The organism is Salinicola halophyticus (assembly GCF_003206695.1).
In the GTDB taxonomy this organism is placed as follows: Bacteria; Pseudomonadota; Gammaproteobacteria; order Pseudomonadales; family Halomonadaceae; genus Salinicola; species Salinicola halophyticus.
The window spans coordinates 557850-577445 of the sequence record NZ_PZJN01000006.1; the positions used below are offsets into that span (position 1 = coordinate 557850).

Genomic DNA, 19596 nt, shown 5'->3' on the forward strand with positions numbered 1-19596 from the left:
GCCGAGCAAAGCGCTACCGCGATGGGCCGCTCCGGCACGACTCAACTCTCCCGCAGCATCTCTTCGAGCATGGCGGCGTTGGGATCGTCCGGCTGGCTGACGACGGCATAGTTGTAATTGCCTTTCGACCAGTACTGCGCCATGAGCTTGCCGTCGATTCGCTTGCCCGGCTCCAGCATGTGATTGCCGGCACCCGGCGGGCGTATGTACATCATCATCTGACGCCCGGTCCGGTCACGATAGACCACCATCGCGGCAGGCTCTTGATCGGTGGCCAGCAGCCGCGCACCCGTCATCTCCAGGCCGGCGGCGCTAAGGTCGGGCGGCATGATCCCGTCGCTGAAATGGGCCTGAAACAATTCGACGATTCCCTCGCGACTGTTGGCGTCCGGTTCGGAGACGGCGGTATCGCTGGCGTTGACAATACCGTTCCCATCGATAGCAGTGTTGCCGTCGATGGCCGTGTTTCTATCGATAGTCATGTTCCCGTCGAACGAGACGCTGTCGGTGAACAGGCGATAGGCCTGAACGGCGTCGGCCATCGGCTGCGCCGAAATCGAGGGCGGGGTCATCATGTCGTGCACTTTCCAACCGCCGGTCATGCCGATGCCCAGGGCCATGACCAGCATGGTCGCCGTCGCCAGCCAGCGTTGGTGGCTGGCTCGTTGGCGACATAGGAAGAAACCCTGTCACTGTCGGCTGCAGGTAAGACGAATGACCGTGAGAATTATTCCACTGTTGATCGGGTCCGAGCGCGTAAACGGTGTGGTCACTGCCACGTGTGCCTCGGACGGAGCAATCATGGCACCCAATACGACCATGCAATCCTCGGGATGCCCAAGGCCGCATGCATCTTGGCCGAACGGCGCAGTGCGGTTCGGTTTCAAATTCATCGCGAGGGGGAGTCTGGTGTTCAAACGCAGGGGGAGTCGAGCTGGCAGCGTTTCATCTGCCTCGGTAGGGCGAACCTGACGCGTCGTAGGCGGTGCAGTAGCCGCACGCCCACTTGGTACTTCAATCTAAGCCCGAGCGATACAAGCCGGGTTAGGTTTGCTTGTTCAGGAAATCAGCAAGCCACGAAACTCTGCGCTGGAGCTCGTCGTCTGCCGAAGCCTGGTCATCCTCGCTGGTGCCTGCGAGATAGAGATCCATGATCCAGCCCGAGCATTGCTCGATGGTCAGGTGAGCGCGTTGGATCTCGAGCATGGGCGCGAAAGCCTGCTGGCTCATGAATTCATCGCCCAGCATCGCGCTGAGCAGGTTGCCGGCGAGTCGGTAGCAGTGGCTCTGGTCGGCGAAGAGGCTTCTGTCCTGGAAGAAGAATCCCAACGCGCACACGCTTGAATGACCGCCTTCGTCATCGCGCCAGGTCATCATCCTGGCAGTTTCGAAAGTGTTGCCGGGCTGATTGATTCGAGCGAGCGCGTCACGAATGCGGGGGAACTCGCGGACTTCCGGTATCGCGTCGATCTGCTTTGGATCATGCACGAGTCGTTGATACGGGTACGCTTCTCCGTTCTCACTGTCTTCCGCGCTGTACGGAATGTTGACGCTGCCGTCATCCAGGCTGAGGCGCAGTTCGACTCGGTTATCCATGTTTTCTCCAAACGTTGAAACCGCGCCAGATTATCAGGAAGTCCAGAAGCGATGTCACTGGACAGTGCTATGGTTTGGGCGTGAGCGTCATCCTCGTCAGCGAAGCGGAATCGGCGGCTTCGTGTGTTCGTGTTCAATGCGCCCGTGGCAGACGCGCCAGCCAACGCTGAACGAGGGCCGTCATGCCGCCCGCCACCGGCGTACACAGAATCCACGGCAGGGCGAGCAGGGCAATGCTGAGCGCACCCATGTAGACGTCGCTGAACCAGTGCGCGCCAACCATGATGCGGGGAGCGCTCAACAGCAGTACGAAGGCAACGCTCCAGCCGGCGGTACGCCGATCGGCGAAGCGCAGCATGAAGCCGGCAAAGATCATCAGCATCAAACCGTGATCGCCGGGAAAACTGTTCGATGCCGAGTCCTTAGTTGGAATCGAGACGATGTCGGTCAGATGGGCCGCGTGTGCGAAGAATCGCGTCGGACTGGGATGGCCGTAGGTAATCGCCTTGTTGGTCACCACAGCGATCACCCCGGCTGTCAGCAGCATGGTCACACCGATACCGAGCCAGCGCCGCCATCGATCAGGCCGCGGGTCTCGGCGCATGGCGATGGTGAACAACACGCCCATGACGCCGAACGAGGCGGCGTCGAAGAAACGCGTATTGAGCAGCGCCAGCAGATCGTCCCATAGACCGTTTTCCGGCGTGATCCAGTGGTTGAAGGTCCAGAAGATCCGATCGTCCAGATCGGTCCAGGGCAACCCATGGGGTAGCGCCCAACTCAGGAGCAGGACCAGCCCGGTCAGATTGAGCCCCAGCACGCGTTTCCACTGCATGTTCATGAGTCATGTCTCCCGCAAGAGGATTCGTCTGCGAGGATTATAATTTAAGATACACATAAGGAACAGTGTTCTAAAACTCATCGCCTGCCTTGCCGCCTGCCGTTCCGATGAGTCCGTCCGGCTTGACTGTCTTCCAACCTGGCTCGAAACGAAAAAGCCCCCGACGAATCGTCGAGGGCTCGAGGCGCGGTGGCAGCGACAGTGTCAGCCGTCGTGTTGAGCGAGTTGCTTTATAGAGCGGCGATCTTGTTGCGCTGTTCGACCAGCACCTGACGCGCCGCGAGATATTCCTTGAGCTTGCCGCGCTCCTTCTCGACCACCGCTTCCGGCGCCTTGGCGGTGAAGCTTTCGTTGCCGAGCTTCTTCTCGATACCGACGATCAGCTTGTCCTGCTTGTCGATCTCCTTGGCGAGGCGCGCAAGCTCGGCGTCCTTGTCGATCAGGTCGGCCATCGGCACCAGCACTTCCATATCGCCGACCAGTTGCGTCGCCGAGAGCGGTGCCTGCTCGGGATCGTCGAGCCAGGTCACGCTCTCGAGCTTGGCCAGTTTGGAGAGGAACAGGCGGTTGGCCTCGAGACGCTCGCGGTCGCCGGTGGCGCCCTTGGTCAGCAGGGCGTCCAGCGGCTTGCCGGGGGCGATATTCATTTCGGCGCGGATGTTACGGACTGCGACGATCACGCCCTTGAGCCACTCGATATCACGAATTGACTGCTCGTCGATGCGTGAGGCGTCCGCCTCCGGCCACGGCTGCGTCATCAGGCTGTCGTCATCCTTCGACCGGGTGCCGGCCAGCGGGGCGACGCGCTGCCAGATTTCTTCACTGATGAACGGCATCATCGGATGAGCCAGGCGGAGAATCACCTCGAGCACGCGGACCAGCGTGCGACGAGTGCCGCGCTTGGCCTCGACGGAGGCGTTCTCGTCCCACAGCACCGGCTTGGAAAGCTCCAGATACCAGTCGCAGTACTCGTTCCAGACGAAGTCGTAGAGCGCCTGAGAGGCGTGATCGAAACGGTACTCTTCCAGCGCCTTGGTGACCTGGGCTTCGGTCTGCTGCAGGCGAGAGATGATCCAGCGATCGGCCAATGACAGCTCGACGCTCTCGCCGGCGAGGCCAACATCCTGGTCTTCGGCGTTCATCAGCACGTAGCGCGAGGCGTTCCACAGCTTGTTGCAGAAGTTGCGATAGCCGTCGAGTCGGCCCATGTCGAACTTGACGTCGCGTCCGGTGGTGGCCAGCGACAGGAAGGTGTAGCGCAGCGCATCGGTACCGTGGGACTCGATGCCGTCCGGGAACTCGCTACGGGTCGCTTTCTCGATCGCGCGGGCCTTCTGCGGCTGCATCATGTTGCCGGTCCGTTTGGCGACCAGCGTTTCCAGGTCGATGCCGTCGATCAGGTCGATGGGATCGAGCACGTTGCCCTTGGACTTGGACATCTTCTGACCCTGGGCGTCGCGCACCAGGCCGTGGACGTAGACGGTCTTGAACGGCACCTCGCCGGTGAAGTGGCCGGTGAGCATGATCATCCGTGCGACCCAGAAGAAGATGATGTCGAACCCGGTGACCAGCACGCTGGTCGAGTGGAAGGTCTCGAGCTCAGGCGTCTTTTCCGGCCAGCCCAGGGTGCCGAAGGTCCACAGGCCCGAGCTGAACCAGGTGTCGAGCACGTCGTCGTCCTGGGTCAGCGTCACGTCGGCCGCGATCTCGTGTTTGTCGCGGGCTTCCTGTTCGGTGCGGGCGACGTAGACCTTACCCTCGGCGTCGTACCAGGCCGGAATGCGATGCCCCCACCACAGCTGGCGCGAGATGCACCAGTCCTGCAGATCGCGCATCCAGGCGAAGTACATGTTCTCGTAGTTCTTGGGTACGAACTCGATGTCGCCGTTTTCGACGGCCTCGATCGCCGGCTTGGCCAACTTCTCGACGGCAACGAACCATTGATCGGTCAGCAGCGGCTCGATCACGTCGCCGGAGCGGTCGCCGTAGGGCAGGGTGTTGGTGACCGTCTCGATCTGCTCGAGCAGACCGGCGGCGTCCATGTCGGCGACGATTCGCTCACGCGCAACGTAGCGATCCAGCCCGGTGTAGGCTGCCGGCAGGGTGGCGTCGACATCGGGCAGCGGGCGGCCCTGCAGGTCGAACACCTCGGCACGCTCGAGGACGGCGGCATCCTGCGAGAACACGTTGATCAGGGCGTGATCGTGACGCTTGCCGACTTCATAGTCGTTGAAGTCGTGGGCCGGGGTGATCTTGACGCAGCCCGAGCCTTTTTCCATATCGGCATGGTCGTCGGCGATGATCGGAATCCGACGGCCGACCAGCGGCAGCTCGATGAACTTGCCGATCAGCGAGGCGTAGCGCGGATCTTCCGGATTGACCGCCACGCCGGTATCGCCGAGCAGCGTTTCCGGGCGCGTGGTGGCAACGATCAGGTACTCCTTGCCGTCGGCGGTTTTGGCGCCATCGGCCAGCGGATACCGGAAGTGCCAGAACTGGCCCTGCTGTTCGCGGTTCTCGACTTCGAGATCGGAAATCGCGGTATGCAGCGTCGGGTCCCAGTTGACCAGGCGCTTGCCGCGGTAGATCAGGCCCTCGTCATGCAGGCGCACGAAGACTTCCTGCACCGCCTTGTAGAAGCCGTCATCCATGGTGAAGCGCTCGCGGCTCCAGTCGACGCTCGCACCCATGCGCCGCAGCTGGCGAGTAATGTGTCCGCCGGACTCTTCCTTCCACTCCCAGATCTTGTCGGTGAACGCCTCGCGACCCAGATCGTGACGGGTCTGGCCGGTCTCCGCTGCCAGCTTGCGCTCGACCAGCATCTGGGTGGCGATGCCGGCGTGATCCGTCCCGACCTGCCATAGCGTGTTGTTGCCGCGCATGCGCTTCCAGCGCACCAGCGTGTCCATGATCGTGTCCTGGAAGGCGTGGCCCATGTGCAGGCTGCCGGTCACGTTGGGCGGCGGAATCATGATCGAGAACGGCTCGCCTTCGCCGCTCGGGGCGAAACGGTTGTCGGCTTCCCAGCGTTCGTACCAGCGGGTTTCGATCTGATCGGGTTGGTAGGTCTTGTCCATGGCGGCTATCGGGCTCGAATCGGTGACGACGACACGCGGCACGGCGAAATGCCGCGTAGCGAAAAATGGCGGGGATTATACCCTTTGGCGGCATGCGGCGTCATGGCGGGAGGCCGCCGGACTCTATTTGGCGGCACCGTTGCGAAAAGTTGGCGAGCGCAGCCACTTTTGGTAGGAAACGCTGAATCAATCGACGAGCGGAGTAAAGCGCAAGGCGTACGGAGCACAGGAACCGGAGCCTATGGGGTATAGGTGAGGATTCCGATCGGACCGGCGCCCCGGCACCGCACAACGAAGCGATTTGCCGGGGACGCCGAGTTCGCGCAGACATTTATGCAGTGTTTTCCTAGAGCTTATGCGCCTCGACGCGATATCCCCGATCCTTATAGGTCTTCCAGCAGGCGCGCTTGGTGCGCAGCACGTCCTGATGCTGGTTGATGATCTCGGCCACCCGTTCCAGCCGGGAGAACCACTCGGGGATCTCGTCGTTCAGGTTGAGCATCGCCTGCACGCCGGGCTCGGGCACGGCTTCCCAGCCGATCGTCACCGGCGGCGCCGGGTCCATGGCGTCCCCCGCCACCCGGTGGGGGACGTAGCTGTCTTCCCGGAACGTCCACAGCAGCTCGTCCAGCTCTCGCGCCATCGATTCATCCTGGGTATGGATATGCAGCTGATAGCCCTTGCGATAGATCGTCTCCGCCAGACGGCAGGCGAAATTGAGCCGGGCTTCCAGCGTGGTATCGGGCAGGATGTAGAAATCGACTTTGGTCATGACATTCCGTTGATGACGAGCTACGAGCTACGAGCTACGAGCTACGAGCCAGGGGTGCGAGTTAGCAATGTTACCTGATCCGGCTTTTGATGGCCTAAGCCTCGAGGCCCGAGCGATTGTGCGAGCTAGCCTCAGGCAAGGCGAATCCAGCTAAGCGAGCGCAGTTGAGGGTTCTTCAATGCGCATCGCGAGGCTGGATTCAGCATCTCGTCATTGAGTCGGCGCCGAGCGAGATGAGTGGCTAGGCGCACGGCGCGTAAGGAACGAGACATAACAGGGGGTTAGGCGAGGCCCGCGCGCGCCGTGCAACAACGCCAATCGCTCGCGCAGGCCCGACCTTTCTTAAACGCCGCCGTCGATGTCGACCAGTGCGCCCGTCGTGAACCCGGCCTCGGCCAGCCACAGAATGCCGTTGGCGATCTCTTCGGGTTCGCCGATGCGACCCATGGGAATCACCGAGCCGGCCACGTCGGGCTTGTCCGGGTTGCCGCCGCTGGCGTGAATGGTGGTGCGGATAACGCCGGGGCGAATGGTGTTGACGCGAATGCCCTCGCCGGCGACTTCCTTCGACAGCCCCTCGGTCATGGTATCGATGGCGCCCTTGGAGGCGGCGTAGTCGACGTATTCACCCGAGCCGCCGAGGTGAGAGGCCGCCGAGCCGATATTGACGATGGCGCCGCCCTTGCCGCCGTGCTTGGTCGACATGCGCTTGATCGCCTCACGCGCACAGATGAACGGGCCGACGACGTTGATCTTCATCATGCGGTCGACGCGCTCGAAGCTCATCTCGTCGACGCGGCTGATCTGGTCGACGATGCCGGCGTTGTTGACCAGCACATCGACGCTTCCCAGCTCGCGGTCGACGGTCTCGAACATGGCGACGATCGCCGCTTCGTCGACGACGTCGGCCTGGATCGCGATCGCGCGGCCGCCGTCGGATTCGATCTCGGCCACCACCTTGTCGGCAGAGGCCTTGTCACTGCGATAGTTGACCGCCACGGCGTAGCCTTTCTGGGCGGCCATGATGGCCGTTGCTGCGCCGATACCGCGTCCGGCACCGGTAATGATCATCACGGGTTTCATCTGGCTCTCCTCTGGAGATGGGGTTTGATCGTCGGCCGGGAGCAAGGCCCGACTCAGTCGGCGCGCTCCATGCGGTAAACGGCGCAAAGCTTGTGGCCGTCGAGGTCGCGCACGTAGGCGAGAAACATGTCGCCCATGGCAGTGTGGCGAACGCCCGGCGCGTCCTCGACGGAGGTGCCACCTTGGGCGACGGCGGTATCGTGAAAACGCTCGGCCTGCTCGGCCGAGGAGCAGCGAAAGGCGAAGGTGCTGCCGTTGCCCACCGTGGCGGGCTGGCCGTCGATCGGTTCGGTGACGCCAAAGGCATTGCCGTCCTGACGGTAGAAGACTCGCTGGATCCCCTTGCGTTCGCCAAGCTGGCCTTCAGCGATATCCAGCGTGCCCAGAACGGCGTCGTAGAAGCGCTTGGCGCGGGCGATATCGTTGGTTCCGATCATGACGTGGCTGAACATGCGTCTCTCCTTGGTGAAGCGAAGGCTACAAGCACAATGACCGCCCAGGAGGCGGTCATTGTCGCTCGAGCCGGCGCTCGGGCATTCAGTGTAGGTCGGAATCAGGCCAGTCGCATCAGCCAGCCGCGAGTGTCTTCACTGCGGCCGTACTGGATATCCAGCAGACGCTTGCGCAGCTTGGCGCTGACCGCTTCGCCTTCGATCGGCGGCGTCACGATGCGATCGTTCTCGGTCACCAACTGGCCGATCTGAGTGATGACAGCCGCGGTGCCACAGGCGAAGACTTCGACGATTTCGCCGCTGGCCACGCCATCTCGCCATTCGTCGATGCTGATCGGCCGCTCTTCCGGCGTGAGGCCAGCGTCACGGGCCAGCTCCAGAATGGAATCACGGGTGACACCTTCCAGAATGGTCCCGGTCAGCGCCGGGGTGACCAGACGACCGTCACGGTAGACGAAGAACAGGTTCATGCCGCCCAGCTCTTCGATCCACTTGTTTTCCGCCGCGTCGAGAAACGCGACCTGATCGCAGCCATGGCTTTCGGCCTCGGCCTGGGCCAGCAGCGACGCGGCATAGTTGCCGCCACACTTGGCGAACCCAGTGCCACCGGGCGCAGCGCGGTTGTAGTGCTGGGAGAGCCAGATCGAGACCGGCTTGCCGCCGCCCTTGAAGTAGGCCGCTGCCGGCGAGGCGATCAGATAGTAGTCGACCTCGGCCGCCGGCTTGACGCCCAGCGACTTGCCGTTGCCGATCATGAACGGGCGCAGGTAGAGGCTGCACTCTTCGGCTTCGTTCTGCGGCGTCGGCACCCAGTCGGCGTCTTGCGCGACCAGGGTCTTGAGCGAGCCCAGGAAGGTCTCGTCATCGAGTTCCGGCAGGGCCAGACGACGCGCGGAAGCGCGGAAGCGGGCTGCGTTCTTCTCGGGACGGAAGGTCCAGACCGAGCCGTCGGCATGGCGGTAAGCCTTGATGCCTTCGAAGATCTCCTGACCGTAGTGCAGCACCGGCGATGCCGGGTCGATCAGCAGCGGCCCGTAGGGGCGAATCTCGCCGCGCTGCCAGCCACCGGTCTTGGTCCAGCGCACGTGTACCATGTGATCGGTGAAGTAGCGGCCGAAGCCCGGGTTGGCAAGAATCTCGTTGCGCAGAGTGGCATCGAGCGGATTGGAGGAAAGGCGGGCTTCGAAACCTGAAGTGGACACTGCGACTTCTCCTGACAGTCCATGATGCCTGACGACTCGTGGAGCGCCAGGCGGTCGGTGACTTCGGTTGGGAGCCGCCCGTCGCAGCGACGGGCAGCGGATCATTTAAATTAGCATGCAAAGCGTTGGCTGCGAAGAGGGCAGCGCAGTAGCTGTTCATGGCGCCCGACTCCGCGCCTGGATATCCAGGGCGTCCGATTCTGCGCCTGCTTATCCAGGGAGCCCGACTCCGCGCCTGCGCTTATTCAGGTCCAGAGCGGATCATGCCTCCTGCATCACTCCTGCGTCACTATCAGCTCGCTTTCGCGGTCGAGCAGATAACGCGTCAGCAGACCCACCGGGCGGCCGCTGGCGCCTTTCTGCTTGCCGCTGTCCCAGCCGGTGCCGGCGATATCGAGATGCGCCCACGGGTACTTGTCGGCGAAGCGTGACAGAAAGCACGCGGCGGTGATGGCACCCGCCGGGCGTCCGCCGATATTGGCGAGGTCAGCGAAGTTGGAATCCAGCTGCTGCTGATAGTCGTCCCACAGCGGCATGTGCCAGGCGCGGTCCCAGGACGCTTCGCCGGCTTCGAGCAGATCCAGCGCCAGATCGTCATCGTTGGAGAACAGCCCGCTGGCGTGATCGCCCAGCGCGATCATGCAGGCGCCGGTCAGGGTGGCGATATCGACGACGCTGGCCGGGTCGAAACGCTCGGCGTAGGTCAGCGCGTCACACAGCACCAGACGACCTTCGGCATCGGTATTGAGAATCTCGACCGTCAGCCCCTTGAGCGTGGTGACGATGTCGCCGGGCTTGATCGCGCGGCCATCCGGCATGTTCTCGGCGCTGGCGACGATCGCCACCACGTTGAGCTTCGGTTTCAGGGCGATGAGACTCTTCATGGTGCCGAACACGCTGGCGGCGCCGCACATGTCGAATTTCATCTCGTCCATGCCGGCGCCCGCCTTGAGCGAGATCCCGCCGGTGTCGAAGGTGATGCCCTTGCCGACCAGAACGTGAGGGGATTCTTCGGCATCGTCGGCGCCCTGATACTTCATGACGATCAGCTTGGACGGCTCGGCGCTGCCACGACCCACGGCCAGCAGCGAGTGCGCGCCCAGCGATTCCAGTTCGGCCTCGTCGAGAATCTCGACTTCCAGCGAGCCGGCGGATTCCCCGGCCAGCGTCTCGGCCTGATTGGCGAGATAGGTCGGCGTGCAGATATTGCCGGGCAGGTTGCCCAGCGTGCGGGCGAGATTGACGCCGTCACCCAAGGCGGCGCCGATGCGGGCGCCGGCCTTGGCGTTGTCCGCCTGATTGGCATCGCCCACCAGCAGTTCAATCCTGTCGAGCAGGGGCGCCGCCGGTGAGGTCGACTTGCACTGGGTAAAGCGATAAACCGCGCGGGTTGCCGACTCTAGCGTCATCTGCGCTTTCCAGGCGGTATCGCGATCCTCGACCTCGGCATCGTCGAAGGCCACGGCAGCGCTGTCGACCGGCAGCTTGGCCAGCGCGGTAAAGGCGGCGTCGAGCGATTTACGCAGAGCGCCTTCGTTGAACGTCTCGCGGTTGCCGAGACCGACCAGCAACAGCCGCTCGGCGGCAAGACCCGGCGCGAACGGAATCAGCTGAACATTGGCCAGCTCCGGGGTGAAGTCGCCGCGTTCGACGAGTTGCGCGATCAAGCGTTCGCTGGCGTCATCCAGCTTGGCGGCGGCGGACAGCAGGTCGCCATCCTGAAACAGCGGCACGACTAGGCAGGCTGTTTCGACCTTGGCCGGATTGACGGTCAGTACGGAAAATTCCATGTCGTCTCCAATGAACGATTGAGCGGACAAGCCTGTCGGTAACGAGACAAGCGAGTGGTGATTCAGGATAATGGCGCCGAAATAGATTCGCGCGGCAATGACGATGGGCGCCTGAGTCGATATTGAGATTGCGCTCGAAGGCCCGAGCTCGCTGCCGCCGATGAAAGGCCATCGATTCGGCCAGTTTACGCAAAGCTGAAGCGCGTTGCACAAGCCGCTTCGACAGCGGGAATCCTTGGACGCAACGACGAAGCGGTTTCGGTTGCCCGGGGCGGCCGTCGAAGCAGACCGCGGCAGGAAGCCAATCAGCTGTGGATGTTGCCAGGAGTTGAGATTGATCGTATTCCGCTATTTGACCCGCGAGATCCTGCTGACGATGTCGGCGGTGGCCGGCGTGCTGCTGCTGGTGATCATGGGCAGCCGTTTTATCCGCTACTTCACCGATGCGGCCCAGGGCGAACTGCCGCTCAGTGCGCTGGGCACGCTGATGCTGTTCCACATGCCCAGCTTTCTCGAGCTGGTGCTGCCGCTGTCGTTCTTTCTGGCGATCCTGCTGGCCTACGGTCAGCTCTATCTCAACAGCGAGATTACGGTGCTGGTCGCCTGCGGTATCAGCCCCAACCGGCTGCTGAAGGTCACTCTGCTGCCGGCCGCTTTCATCGCCGTGCTGGTCGGGCTTTGCAGCCTGTGGCTGACGCCGACCGGGGCGGCTCACAACGAACGCCTGATCGACGAGCAGAAGAGCCGGCTCGACTTTTCGCTGCTCTCGCCCGGACGTTTTCAGGATTTTGGCAACGACCGTACCGCCTACACGCGGTCGCTCAGCGATGACGGCTCCCGCATGGAGGGCGTGTTCATCAGCGAGCACCAGGGCGGCGGTGATGGCTCGCCGAAGCAGGTCGTGACCCGCGCTGAGAGCGGCTATCAAACCACCGATCCCGAGACCGGCAGCCGCTATCTGGTACTCGGAAACGGCGAGCGTTACAGCATCGATCCCGGCAGACCGGTGGCCGAGAAACTGGAATTCGGCAGCTACGGCGTGCGTCTGGCCACCGACGAGACGACCGAAACCGACCAGGATAGCGAGCTGATGACCACGCCCGCGCTGATCGCCGACGGTGACGACGAGGCCATGGCGCAACTGCAGTGGCGACTTTCGATGCCATTGATGATCCCCATTCTGACGCTGCTGGCGCTGCCGCTGTCGCGGGTCAACCCGCGCCAGGGCCGCTTCGCCAAGCTGTTGCCGGCGATCTTTCTGCATGTCAGTTATCTCAGTCTGCTGCTGGCGGCGCAGGATGCGATCGGGCGGGGTAGCCTGCCGGCGACCATCGGCATGTGGCCCATTCACGCGGTCTATCTGGTGCTCGGTCTGTTGCTGCTGCGCCGCGACCAGAAGCGGGGAGGCCGCTGATGCTGATCGATCGTCTCGACCGTTACATCGCCCGCAGCGTGCTGGGGGCAATGCTCGTCGTCCAGGTCATGGTGCTGGGGCTGGATCTGGTGATCTCCTACATCAACGATCTGGGCGATGTCTCCGGCGATTACACCGCACTGGACGTGCTGATCTACCTGATCATGCGGCTGCCGTGGAGATTCTACGAATACGCGCCGGTGGCGGTTCTGATCGGCGCGCTAGTGGGGCTGGGGTCGATGGCCTCCAGCAACGAGCTGACGGTGATGCGCGCCGCCGGGCGCTCGCTGGGCCGGATTCTGCTGGGCGTGCTCAAACCGTTGGTGCTGGTGATCCTGATCACCATGGCGATCGGGGAGTTCGTCGGCCCGGCCACCGAGCAGCAGGCGGAGGCGTGGCGGCTGGAGCAGTCCGAAGGCTCGGAGGCCGTGCTATCGCATCGCGGCGGCTGGCAGCGCGAGGGCGACGACTTCTATCGCTTTGGCACGATTCGCGCCGACGACACGCTGATCAACGTCACCTGGTATCACTTCGATGGCCAGAATCTGATCGACGCCACCCAGGCGGCGCGCGCGGTGTGGGATGGCGACAGCTGGACGCTGGAAGATGTGGAGGTCACCCATTTCGAGGATGGTGGCACACGTGCCGAAACGCTGGCGACCGAGAGTTGGGACACCGCACTGACCCCGGCGCAGCTCAATCGACTGCTGCGGCCGCTGGATAGCCAGCCGATGACCAGCCTGTGGCGCTACGCCGACTATCTGGAGGCTCAAGGGCAGGAAGCGACCCAGCCGCTGCTCTATTTCTGGCAGAAGAGCCTGCTGCCGGTCACGCTCGCCGGGCTGGTGCTGCTGGCCGCCTCGTTCGTGTTCGGCCCGCTGCGTACGGTGGCGGCCGGGACCCGTATTTTCTACGGCGTGATCGTCGGGCTGACCTTCAAGTATCTGCAGGATCTGCTGGCACCGGCATCCGTGCTGTTCGGTTTCTCGCCCGCGCTGGCGGTGGTGGTGCCGACCGCTGCCTGTTATCTGCTGGGTATCTGGTTGTTGCGCCGTACCGGCTAAAAACCTGTCTACGATCTGCTGCGCGTCGGCCAAACATTGTTGAAAACACTTTCGGAATGCTCATTTAACCCCATGTAAACTCGTGCGCGAGCCCGGTCCTTTCCTCAAGCGTTGTCGCCTCGTTTGGCTTTAGCTCGCTAGATCGTAAAACAGATTCCGACAGACATCGTTAGCAGGATGGACCACAGGACGCCGCGACCCGAAAGGGCGCGGCGTTTTGGTGTCCGGGCGTCAAAGGTCTCCGACGTGTGTTCAGGTTCCGTTAAGCCACTGGCGAATACTTTAGGCGAGATGATTCTGATTCCGGGTTGAAATTGCCTATGCGAATCATTTACATTTGCTATCTCGTTACCAGTGAGGCTCTCCCGTGTACGTCTGTCTCTGTGTAGGGGTCACCGACCGCGATATCGAAAATGCCGTCTCCGACGGCGCCCGCAGCTGGCGCGAAGTTCGCGAGACAACCGGCTGTGCCGGCCAGTGCGGCAAGTGCGCCTGCACCGGCAAGAGCGTCATGCGCGAGGCGATCAGTCAGGAAATGGCGATGGATCTCGATCTGGCCTACGCCGTTTGAGTTCGACTCTCCTTTCTGGCGGAGACGTTTCCCTTTGATTCTGCAGCGATTCATCCTCTGTGCCTGCCGACCGACGCCTTCTCGCTAGCGCGATTCGTTATCAACCGTGTTCCCATCTGCCAATCGCTTGCAGATGCGATCTTGTCGTAACCTACTGTAATAGTTGTAATTTATTCTCCTCTTGAGGGATACTGCCGCTACCGGATCGACACTGCCAATTGTGGTAGCGTGATTCACGCGGGAGTGCGTGGCCAAGCGTGCCTCCCCATCGCCAGATACTGGTTATTCGATGCATTGAGGAGAACACGACAATGAAAGGCGACGCCAAGGTCATTTCCTATCTCAACACCGTGCTCGGCAACGAGCTGGTCGCGATCAACCAGTACTTTCTGCACAGCAAGATGTACAAGGACTGGGGCTTCAGCGTGCTGGCGAAGTGGGAGTACGAAGAGTCGATCGAAGAGATGCAGCACGCCGACCGCCTGATCGAGCGCATCCTGTTCCTGGAAGGCATTCCCAACCTGCAGGATCTGGGCAAGCTCAACATCGGCGAGAACTGCCAGGAGATGCTGCAGAGCGATCTCAAGATCGAGCACAAGGCTCGCGCCGATCTGCAGGAAGCGATTCCCTACTGTGAATCCGTCCGTGATTACGTCAGCCGCGATCTGTTCATCAAGATCCTCGACGACGAAGAAGAGCACATCGACAAGCTCGAAGCGGAGCTGGGCCTGATCGACAAGGTCGGCATCCAGAACTATCTGCAGAAGCACATGTTTACGACAGAAAAAGAGTAATCCGCTAGATTCCCTCTAGCGGTCGGCGACTGCGCAACCGCTCTTGCCGTCAATGAAAAGCCCCGATGTCGGTTCACCGATATCGGGGCTTTCGCTTGTCTGTGGCTATGTCTTGAAGACTGGAAGTCTCGACCGTCTCGAAATCTCTGACTTAGCCCAGATCGTTCTTGAGCAGCAGCGCGACCGCATCGATGCGCGCCTTCAGCGTTTCGTCATCGGCGGCCAGCACGGTGATATGACCGATCTTGCGGCCGGGGCGGGGCGCCTTGCCATAGTCGTGCCAGCGGGTGCCGGGCAGCGCCAGCACGGCATCGCGTTCCGGGAAGGCGCCGATCACGTTGAGCATCGCGCACGGTGCCAGACGGTCGGTCTCGCCCAGCGGCAGGCCGGCAATCGCTCGCACGTGATTCTCGAACTGGCTGGTCACCGCGCCCTCGATGCTCCAGTGGCCGGAGTTGTGCACCCGCGGGGCGATCTCGTTGGCGAGCAGGCCGGCGGCAGTGACGAAGAATTCGAACGCCATCACCCCGACGTAGTCGAGCTCGTTCATGACCCGGCTGGCATAGTCTTCCGCCTGCGCCTGCAGCGGGTGAGACACCTGCGGCACCGAGCAGTGCAGGATGCCCTGACGATGCTCGTTGCGCACCACCGGCCAGTGGCGGATCTCGCCGTCGCGGCTGCGCACGGCAATCACCGAGATCTCGTGGTCGAAGTCGATGAAGCCTTCGAGAATCAGCGGCACGCCGCCCAGTTCGTCGAACGTGCCGGCGACGTCCTCGGGCTCGCGCAGCACTTTCTGGCCCTTGCCGTCGTAGCCCATGGTGCGCGTCTTGATCACCACCGGCAGGCCGATCTCGCTCACCGCGGTGTCGATATCGGCCTGGCTATCGATCCGGGCGATCGGCGGCACGTCGATATCCAGCGATCGGAACAGCGACTTCTCGAGCCAGCGATCCCGCGCCGTGGCGAGCGCCTGGGCCGGCGGATAAGCCGGGCGCTGTTCGGCCAGGCGTTCGACCGCTTCGGCCGGCACGTTCTCGAATTCGAAGGTGATCGCGTCGCAGGTCGCGGTCAGCGTGTTCAGCGCCTCCGGATCCTGCCAGTCGGCCTGCAGATGCTGGCCGTGGGCGGCGGCACACGGCTCGCTGCCGGGATCGAGAAAGGTAAATCGCAGGTCCAGCGGTGCGCCGGCCTGGGCGAGCATGCGGCCGAGCTGGCCGCCACCGACGATGCCGATTCGCATGGTCACTCCTGGTCTTCGGGTCGAGGATCGGGGTTGTCGAGCACCTTGCGCGTCTGCTCGGCGCGGTAGGCTTCCAGCGCTTCACGGATTCGCTCATCGTGATTCGCCAGCATGGCGGCGGCGAGCAGGGCGGCGTTGATCGCCCCGGCGCGGCCGATCGCCAGCGTCGCGGTGGGGATGCCGGCCGGCATCTGAACGATGGAAAGCAGCGAATCGACGCCGGAAAGCGTGCTCGATTTCACCGGCACGCCGAGCACCGGCAGCCGCGTCTTGGCGGCGCACATGCCCGGAAGATGGGCGGCACCGCCGGCACCGGCGATGATCACTTCCAGCCCACGGTCGGCAGCGGTCTCGGCATACTCGAACAGCAGATCCGGCGTGCGGTGAGCGGAGACCACCTTGGTTTCATGCTCGATACCCAGCTTTTCCAGGGTCTCGACGGTATGGCAGAGAGTCGACCAGTCCGACTTCGAGCCCATGATCACGCCGACGCGTACGCTCATGCTTCCTCCCGGGGAAATGATTCGCCGGCCCTGATGGAGATATCACCGTGTAGGTTGTGGCTACTACCGTGTGGATTGCCGGGCCGTCGTTTGGAAAGCAGCGCATTGTACGGGAATACGGGGAATCGATCAGCCGTAAAATCTGCCCTGCAGCAAACTGTCATCGATTGAACCGCGTTCAGCGAAATGCCTTCTCCAGCGCAAATCGCGCCACCGGCTCGTCGCTGACGCTGACCTGTTCGCAGAACATGGCGAGCGGGCGCACCCACAGGCCGTAGTCGCCGTAGAGCGCGCGATAGATCACCAGCCACTCTTCGGTCTCGCTGTGCTGAGCCACGTCCAGCACTTCGTAGAGCTGGCCCTTGTAGTGGCGATAGATGCCCGGCACCGGCTTTTGATGGTCACTCATCAAGAAATCTCCTGGGTGGCGGCTGATGCCGCTTTGTTTGCCGATGTTTCCATCTCCTCGGCGGCGCGTTTGGCCCGGTCGGCTAGCCGGGTCAGTACGCGGCCGGCGGCGACAAAACCGAATGTCCCGGTGACCACGCTGACCGCCCCGAAGCCGGCGGCGCAGTCGAGCCGTGTGGCCTGACCCGGGGCCGGTTTCTGCAGGCAGACTTCGCCGTCTTCACCGGGGTAGACCAGCTGCTCGTCCGAATAGACGCACTCGACGCCGAAGCGACGCTTGGGATTGCGCGAGAAGCCGAAATCGCGGCGCAGTTTCGAGCGCACCTTGGCCAGCAGCGGGTCGTGTTCGGTGCGAGTGAGATCGGCCACGCGCACGCGGGTCGGATCGCTCTGACCGCCGGCGCCGCCGGTCACCGTGATCGACAACTTGCGCCGGTTGCAGTAGTGGATCAGCGCGGCCTTGGCGCCGACATGGTCGATGGCGTCGATCACGTGGCCGGCGTCGGCCGGAATCCGCTCGGCCAGATTGGTCGGAGTGATGAAAGCGGCGTCGGCATGAATCTCGATGCCCGGCCAGATCGCGCGGCAGCGTTCGGCCAGCACCTCGACCTTGGGCTTGCCGATCTGGCCGTCCAGCGCATGGAGCTGACGGTTGACGTTGGAGACGCAGACATCGTCCAGATCGATCAGGGTCAGCTTGCCGATGCCGGAGCGCGCCAGCGCCTCGGCGCTCCAGCTGCCCACGCCGCCCACGCCGATCACCACCACATGCGCGCGACGAAATGCGTTGGCCGCGCGGGTGCCGTAGAGGCGGCGAATGCCACCGAAGCGGAAGTCGTAATCGTCGTTGTCTTGAGTCTCGGTCAATTCGGTCATGGGCTCTCGATCATAAAGGGATGTCGATCGGTTCGGCAGCCTCAGCAGCGCTGGCGCCATCTTCCCACCGGGCACCGTTCTGCGTCAGATGTGCCTGCCAGCCGAACCGCGTGAGCAGGGCGGAAAAATGATTGTCGGGGGCTGCCTCCAATGTCAGCGTGCGGCCCTCGAACGGGTGTCGAAATTGCAAGAAAACCGCTGCGAGCAGCAGATGCGGGCAGTCCAGATGATCGCGAAAGTAGCGGTTGTGAAGGCCCTTGCCGTGTTTGGCATCATTGATGATCGGGTGCCCGCAGTGGGCCAGGTGACGTCGAATCTGATGGCGCCGGCCCGTCTCCGGTCGCGCTTCCATCAGCGAATAGCGCGAGTGCGGATAGCGATCGACCGCAACCGGAATCTCCACCGTCGCCAGCCGCCGAAAATGGGTCAGTGCGGCTTGCGCCGGCATCTCTGCCTTGGGCCGAGTGCCGTCTTCTTCACGTAACGGCGCATCGACGCTGACCGTCTCCGGCCCCCAGCCGCGAACCACCGCCAGATAGCGCTTGGTCATCTGCTGCTCGGTGAACGCCAGGCTCAGCGCAGCGGCGGCATCGCTGTCCAGCGCGAACAGCAGGACGCCGCCGGTGGGGCGATCCAGCCGGTGCACCGGATAGACATGCTGGCCGATCTGATCGCGCAGCGTCTGCATCACGAAACGGGTTTCGCCGCGGGCCAGCGCCGTACGATGCACCAGCATGCCGGGCGGCTTGGCCACGGCGATCAGGCGTGCGTCGCGATAGATCACCGCCAGCGGCGCAACAGGCGCGGTTGTGGCAAGCGTCGCGATCATGGATTGACCAGGGAAGTCGGGTAGAGCCCTATTGTCGGGGCTGACGCGGGCGATCTCAAGGGCCGGGCTGGACAGGGAGGCTGGACACGAGGGCTGGGCATCCGCGCTGAGTAAGGCTAGCCTCGGGACAGCGAATGAACCCTCGGAATGAGTCTTTGCCCATGAGTGATATCGATTCCCCGCATCTGGTCGTGCTGACCGGTGCCGGCATCAGTGCCGAAAGCGGTCTCAAGACCTTTCGCGATGGCGATGGCCTGTGGGAGAACCACCACGTCGAGGATGTCGCCACGCCGCAAGCCTGGGCGCGAGATCCGCAAACCGTGCTGCGCTTCTACGACGAACGCCGCGAGCAGACCCGCCGGGCGCAGCCGAACGCCGCGCATCGGGCACTGGCCGAACTCGAGGCGGCAGGATTTCGGGTCAGCGTGGTCACCCAGAATATCGACGATCTGCACGAGCGCGCCGGTTCCCGCCATGTGCTGCACCTGCACGGCGAGATTCGGCTGGCGCGCTCATCCGCCGACGCCAACCTGCGTTATCCGGTGGACGAAACGTCGACGACCGGCACCATCGCGCTCGGCGATCTGTGCGACAAGGGCAGCCAGCTGCGCCCGGACGTGGTCTGGTTCGGCGAGGCCGTGCCGCGCTATGCCGACGCTTGCGATATCGTTGCCGAGGCCGACGCGTTGCTGGTCGTCGGCACCTCGCTGGCGGTCATGCCCGCCGCGATGCTGCTGGATCAGGCCCCATTCGAGGCGCCGTGCTGGCTGGTTGACCCCAACGCGCGGGACCTGGCGCCGCCGGGGGTGAGCCCCATCGCCGAACCGGCCAGTCGCGGCGTACCGGCGCTGGTGGCGCGCTGGAAAGCGCAGGGTGACTTTGCTGGCTGAGCGTTGTGGCCGACCGAGCGTTGTGACTGACTGGGCGCTTAAATTGGCGACGCGTTTCGTCTGGCAGCGCGTTTCGCACCATTAGCGGCCTTTTGCCTATTTAGTCGCGGCGTCCGGTGCGGCAAAATGGCGCGCCCGGTCGGCGTCGGCGCGATATCGCCTCGGCATCGGCCCCAACAGAGCCGCTCGAG

Annotated in this window: 19 protein-coding genes; 5 read left to right on the forward strand and 14 right to left on the reverse strand. The window is 63.1% G+C overall.

Annotated elements, in window-relative coordinates:
* Positions 1-41: 41 nt before the first annotated feature.
* From DOM58_RS10350 to DOM58_RS10395, 9 genes are all read right to left on the reverse strand, one after another.
* Positions 42-629 (reverse strand): anti-sigma factor family protein, encoded by a 588-nt coding sequence (locus tag DOM58_RS10350; protein WP_110692760.1) that lies wholly within the window; start codon positions 627-629, stop codon positions 42-44.
* A gap of 415 nt (positions 630-1044) precedes the next feature.
* The gene (locus tag DOM58_RS10360) at positions 1045-1596 is read right to left on the reverse strand and encodes a hypothetical protein (protein ID WP_110692761.1); all 552 of its coding nucleotides are present in this window, start codon (positions 1594-1596) and stop codon (positions 1045-1047) included.
* 133 nt (positions 1597-1729) lie between these two features.
* Positions 1730-2437 carry a phosphatase PAP2 family protein gene (locus DOM58_RS10365; RefSeq protein WP_245392228.1) on the reverse strand — a complete coding sequence of 236 codons (708 nt, stop codon included), beginning with the start codon at positions 2435-2437 and terminating at the stop codon, positions 1730-1732.
* A gap of 230 nt (positions 2438-2667) precedes the next feature.
* The gene (locus DOM58_RS10370; protein ID WP_110692762.1) at positions 2668-5514 is read right to left on the reverse strand and encodes a valine--tRNA ligase; all 2847 of its coding nucleotides are present in this window, start codon (positions 5512-5514) and stop codon (positions 2668-2670) included.
* 346 nt (positions 5515-5860) lie between these two features.
* Positions 5861-6286, reverse strand: a complete 426-nt coding sequence (locus tag DOM58_RS10375; RefSeq protein ID WP_075562688.1) for a DNA polymerase III subunit chi — start codon at positions 6284-6286, stop codon at positions 5861-5863.
* Positions 6287-6628: 342 nt separating this feature from the next.
* Positions 6629-7369 (reverse strand): SDR family oxidoreductase, encoded by a 741-nt coding sequence (locus tag DOM58_RS10380; RefSeq protein WP_110692763.1) that lies wholly within the window; start codon positions 7367-7369, stop codon positions 6629-6631.
* A gap of 53 nt (positions 7370-7422) precedes the next feature.
* Complete coding sequence (locus DOM58_RS10385; RefSeq protein ID WP_075562686.1) at positions 7423-7821, reverse strand: VOC family protein; 399 nt, start codon at positions 7819-7821, stop codon at positions 7423-7425.
* A gap of 101 nt (positions 7822-7922) precedes the next feature.
* Positions 7923-9023 carry a branched-chain amino acid aminotransferase gene (locus DOM58_RS10390; RefSeq protein ID WP_075562685.1) on the reverse strand — a complete coding sequence of 367 codons (1101 nt, stop codon included), beginning with the start codon at positions 9021-9023 and terminating at the stop codon, positions 7923-7925.
* A 275-nt stretch (positions 9024-9298) separates the two neighbouring features.
* Positions 9299-10813 (reverse strand): leucyl aminopeptidase, encoded by a 1515-nt coding sequence (locus tag DOM58_RS10395; protein WP_110692765.1) that lies wholly within the window; start codon positions 10811-10813, stop codon positions 9299-9301.
* 334 nt (positions 10814-11147) lie between these two features.
* Here DOM58_RS10395 and lptF point away from each other — a divergent pair, with 334 nt between their 5' ends.
* The 4 genes from lptF to bfr all read left to right on the forward strand — a co-directional run bounded on the left by lptF (position 11148) and on the right by bfr (position 14656).
* On the forward strand, positions 11148-12227 hold the full coding sequence (gene lptF, locus DOM58_RS10400; RefSeq protein ID WP_110692766.1) for an LPS export ABC transporter permease LptF: 1080 nt from the start codon (positions 11148-11150) through the stop codon (positions 12225-12227).
* Positions 12227-13291, forward strand: a complete 1065-nt coding sequence (gene lptG / locus DOM58_RS10405) for an LPS export ABC transporter permease LptG (RefSeq protein ID WP_110692767.1) — start codon at positions 12227-12229, stop codon at positions 13289-13291. The genes lptF and lptG overlap by 1 nt, the downstream gene beginning before the upstream one ends.
* 367 nt (positions 13292-13658) lie before the next feature.
* Entirely contained in the window at positions 13659-13862 is a 204-nt protein-coding gene (locus DOM58_RS10410; RefSeq protein ID WP_110692768.1) for a (2Fe-2S)-binding protein, read from the forward strand.
* Between the two features lie 311 nt (positions 13863-14173).
* Positions 14174-14656 carry a bacterioferritin gene (bfr, locus tag DOM58_RS10415; protein WP_075562680.1) on the forward strand — a complete coding sequence of 161 codons (483 nt, stop codon included), beginning with the start codon at positions 14174-14176 and terminating at the stop codon, positions 14654-14656.
* A gap of 151 nt (positions 14657-14807) precedes the next feature.
* Here the strand turns inward: bfr and DOM58_RS10420 are convergent, their stop codons facing one another.
* From DOM58_RS10420 to DOM58_RS10440, 5 genes are all read right to left on the reverse strand, one after another.
* Positions 14808-15899, reverse strand: a complete 1092-nt coding sequence (locus DOM58_RS10420) for a 5-(carboxyamino)imidazole ribonucleotide synthase (protein ID WP_110692769.1) — start codon at positions 15897-15899, stop codon at positions 14808-14810.
* A 2-nt stretch (positions 15900-15901) separates the two neighbouring features.
* Positions 15902-16402, reverse strand: a complete 501-nt coding sequence (purE, locus tag DOM58_RS10425) for a 5-(carboxyamino)imidazole ribonucleotide mutase (protein ID WP_075562678.1) — start codon at positions 16400-16402, stop codon at positions 15902-15904.
* Positions 16403-16580: 178 nt separating this feature from the next.
* Positions 16581-16811, reverse strand: coding sequence for a DUF1653 domain-containing protein (locus tag DOM58_RS10430; protein ID WP_110692770.1), 231 nt, complete (start codon positions 16809-16811; stop codon positions 16581-16583).
* The gene (tcdA, locus tag DOM58_RS10435; protein ID WP_110692771.1) at positions 16811-17686 is read right to left on the reverse strand and encodes a tRNA cyclic N6-threonylcarbamoyladenosine(37) synthase TcdA; all 876 of its coding nucleotides are present in this window, start codon (positions 17684-17686) and stop codon (positions 16811-16813) included. The genes DOM58_RS10430 and tcdA overlap by 1 nt, the downstream gene beginning before the upstream one ends.
* A gap of 10 nt (positions 17687-17696) precedes the next feature.
* Positions 17697-18515, reverse strand: a complete 819-nt coding sequence (locus tag DOM58_RS10440) for a pseudouridine synthase (RefSeq protein WP_110692772.1) — start codon at positions 18513-18515, stop codon at positions 17697-17699.
* A 161-nt stretch (positions 18516-18676) separates the two neighbouring features.
* On the opposite strand from DOM58_RS10440, the gene DOM58_RS10445 reads away from it, so the two are divergent.
* Entirely contained in the window at positions 18677-19405 is a 729-nt protein-coding gene (locus tag DOM58_RS10445; RefSeq protein WP_110692773.1) for an SIR2 family NAD-dependent protein deacylase, read from the forward strand.
* The last annotated feature ends 191 nt before the right edge of the window (positions 19406-19596 follow it).

Bases quoted from the DNA above. Each gene is read 5' to 3' on its own strand.
- DOM58_RS10360 (WP_110692761.1), bottom strand. From the start codon at position 1,596: ATGGATAACCGAGTCGAACTGCGCCTCAGCCTGGATGACGGCAGCGTC.
- DOM58_RS10430 (WP_110692770.1), bottom strand. From the start codon at position 16,811: ATGAGTGACCATCAAAAGCCGGTGCCGGGCATCTATCGCCACTACAAG.
- DOM58_RS10420 (WP_110692769.1), bottom strand. From the start codon at position 15,899: ATGCGAATCGGCATCGTCGGTGGCGGCCAGCTCGGCCGCATGCTCGCC.
- tcdA (WP_110692771.1), bottom strand. From the start codon at position 17,686: ATGACCGAATTGACCGAGACTCAAGACAACGACGATTACGACTTCCGC.
- DOM58_RS10445 (WP_110692773.1), top strand. From the start codon at position 18,677: ATGAGTGATATCGATTCCCCGCATCTGGTCGTGCTGACCGGTGCCGGC.
- DOM58_RS10385 (WP_075562686.1), bottom strand. From the start codon at position 7,821: ATGTTCAGCCACGTCATGATCGGAACCAACGATATCGCCCGCGCCAAG.
- DOM58_RS10370 (WP_110692762.1), bottom strand. From the start codon at position 5,514: ATGGACAAGACCTACCAACCCGATCAGATCGAAACCCGCTGGTACGAA.
- purE (WP_075562678.1), bottom strand. From the start codon at position 16,402: ATGAGCGTACGCGTCGGCGTGATCATGGGCTCGAAGTCGGACTGGTCG.
- DOM58_RS10375 (WP_075562688.1), bottom strand. From the start codon at position 6,286: ATGACCAAAGTCGATTTCTACATCCTGCCCGATACCACGCTGGAAGCC.
- DOM58_RS10350 (WP_110692760.1), bottom strand. From the start codon at position 629: ATGCTGGTCATGGCCCTGGGCATCGGCATGACCGGCGGTTGGAAAGTG.
- DOM58_RS10380 (WP_110692763.1), bottom strand. From the start codon at position 7,369: ATGAAACCCGTGATGATCATTACCGGTGCCGGACGCGGTATCGGCGCA.
- DOM58_RS10440 (WP_110692772.1), bottom strand. From the start codon at position 18,515: ATGATCGCGACGCTTGCCACAACCGCGCCTGTTGCGCCGCTGGCGGTG.
- lptG (WP_110692767.1), top strand. From the start codon at position 12,227: ATGCTGATCGATCGTCTCGACCGTTACATCGCCCGCAGCGTGCTGGGG.
- DOM58_RS10395 (WP_110692765.1), bottom strand. From the start codon at position 10,813: ATGGAATTTTCCGTACTGACCGTCAATCCGGCCAAGGTCGAAACAGCC.
- DOM58_RS10365 (WP_245392228.1), bottom strand. From the start codon at position 2,437: ATGAACATGCAGTGGAAACGCGTGCTGGGGCTCAATCTGACCGGGCTG.
- bfr (WP_075562680.1), top strand. From the start codon at position 14,174: ATGAAAGGCGACGCCAAGGTCATTTCCTATCTCAACACCGTGCTCGGC.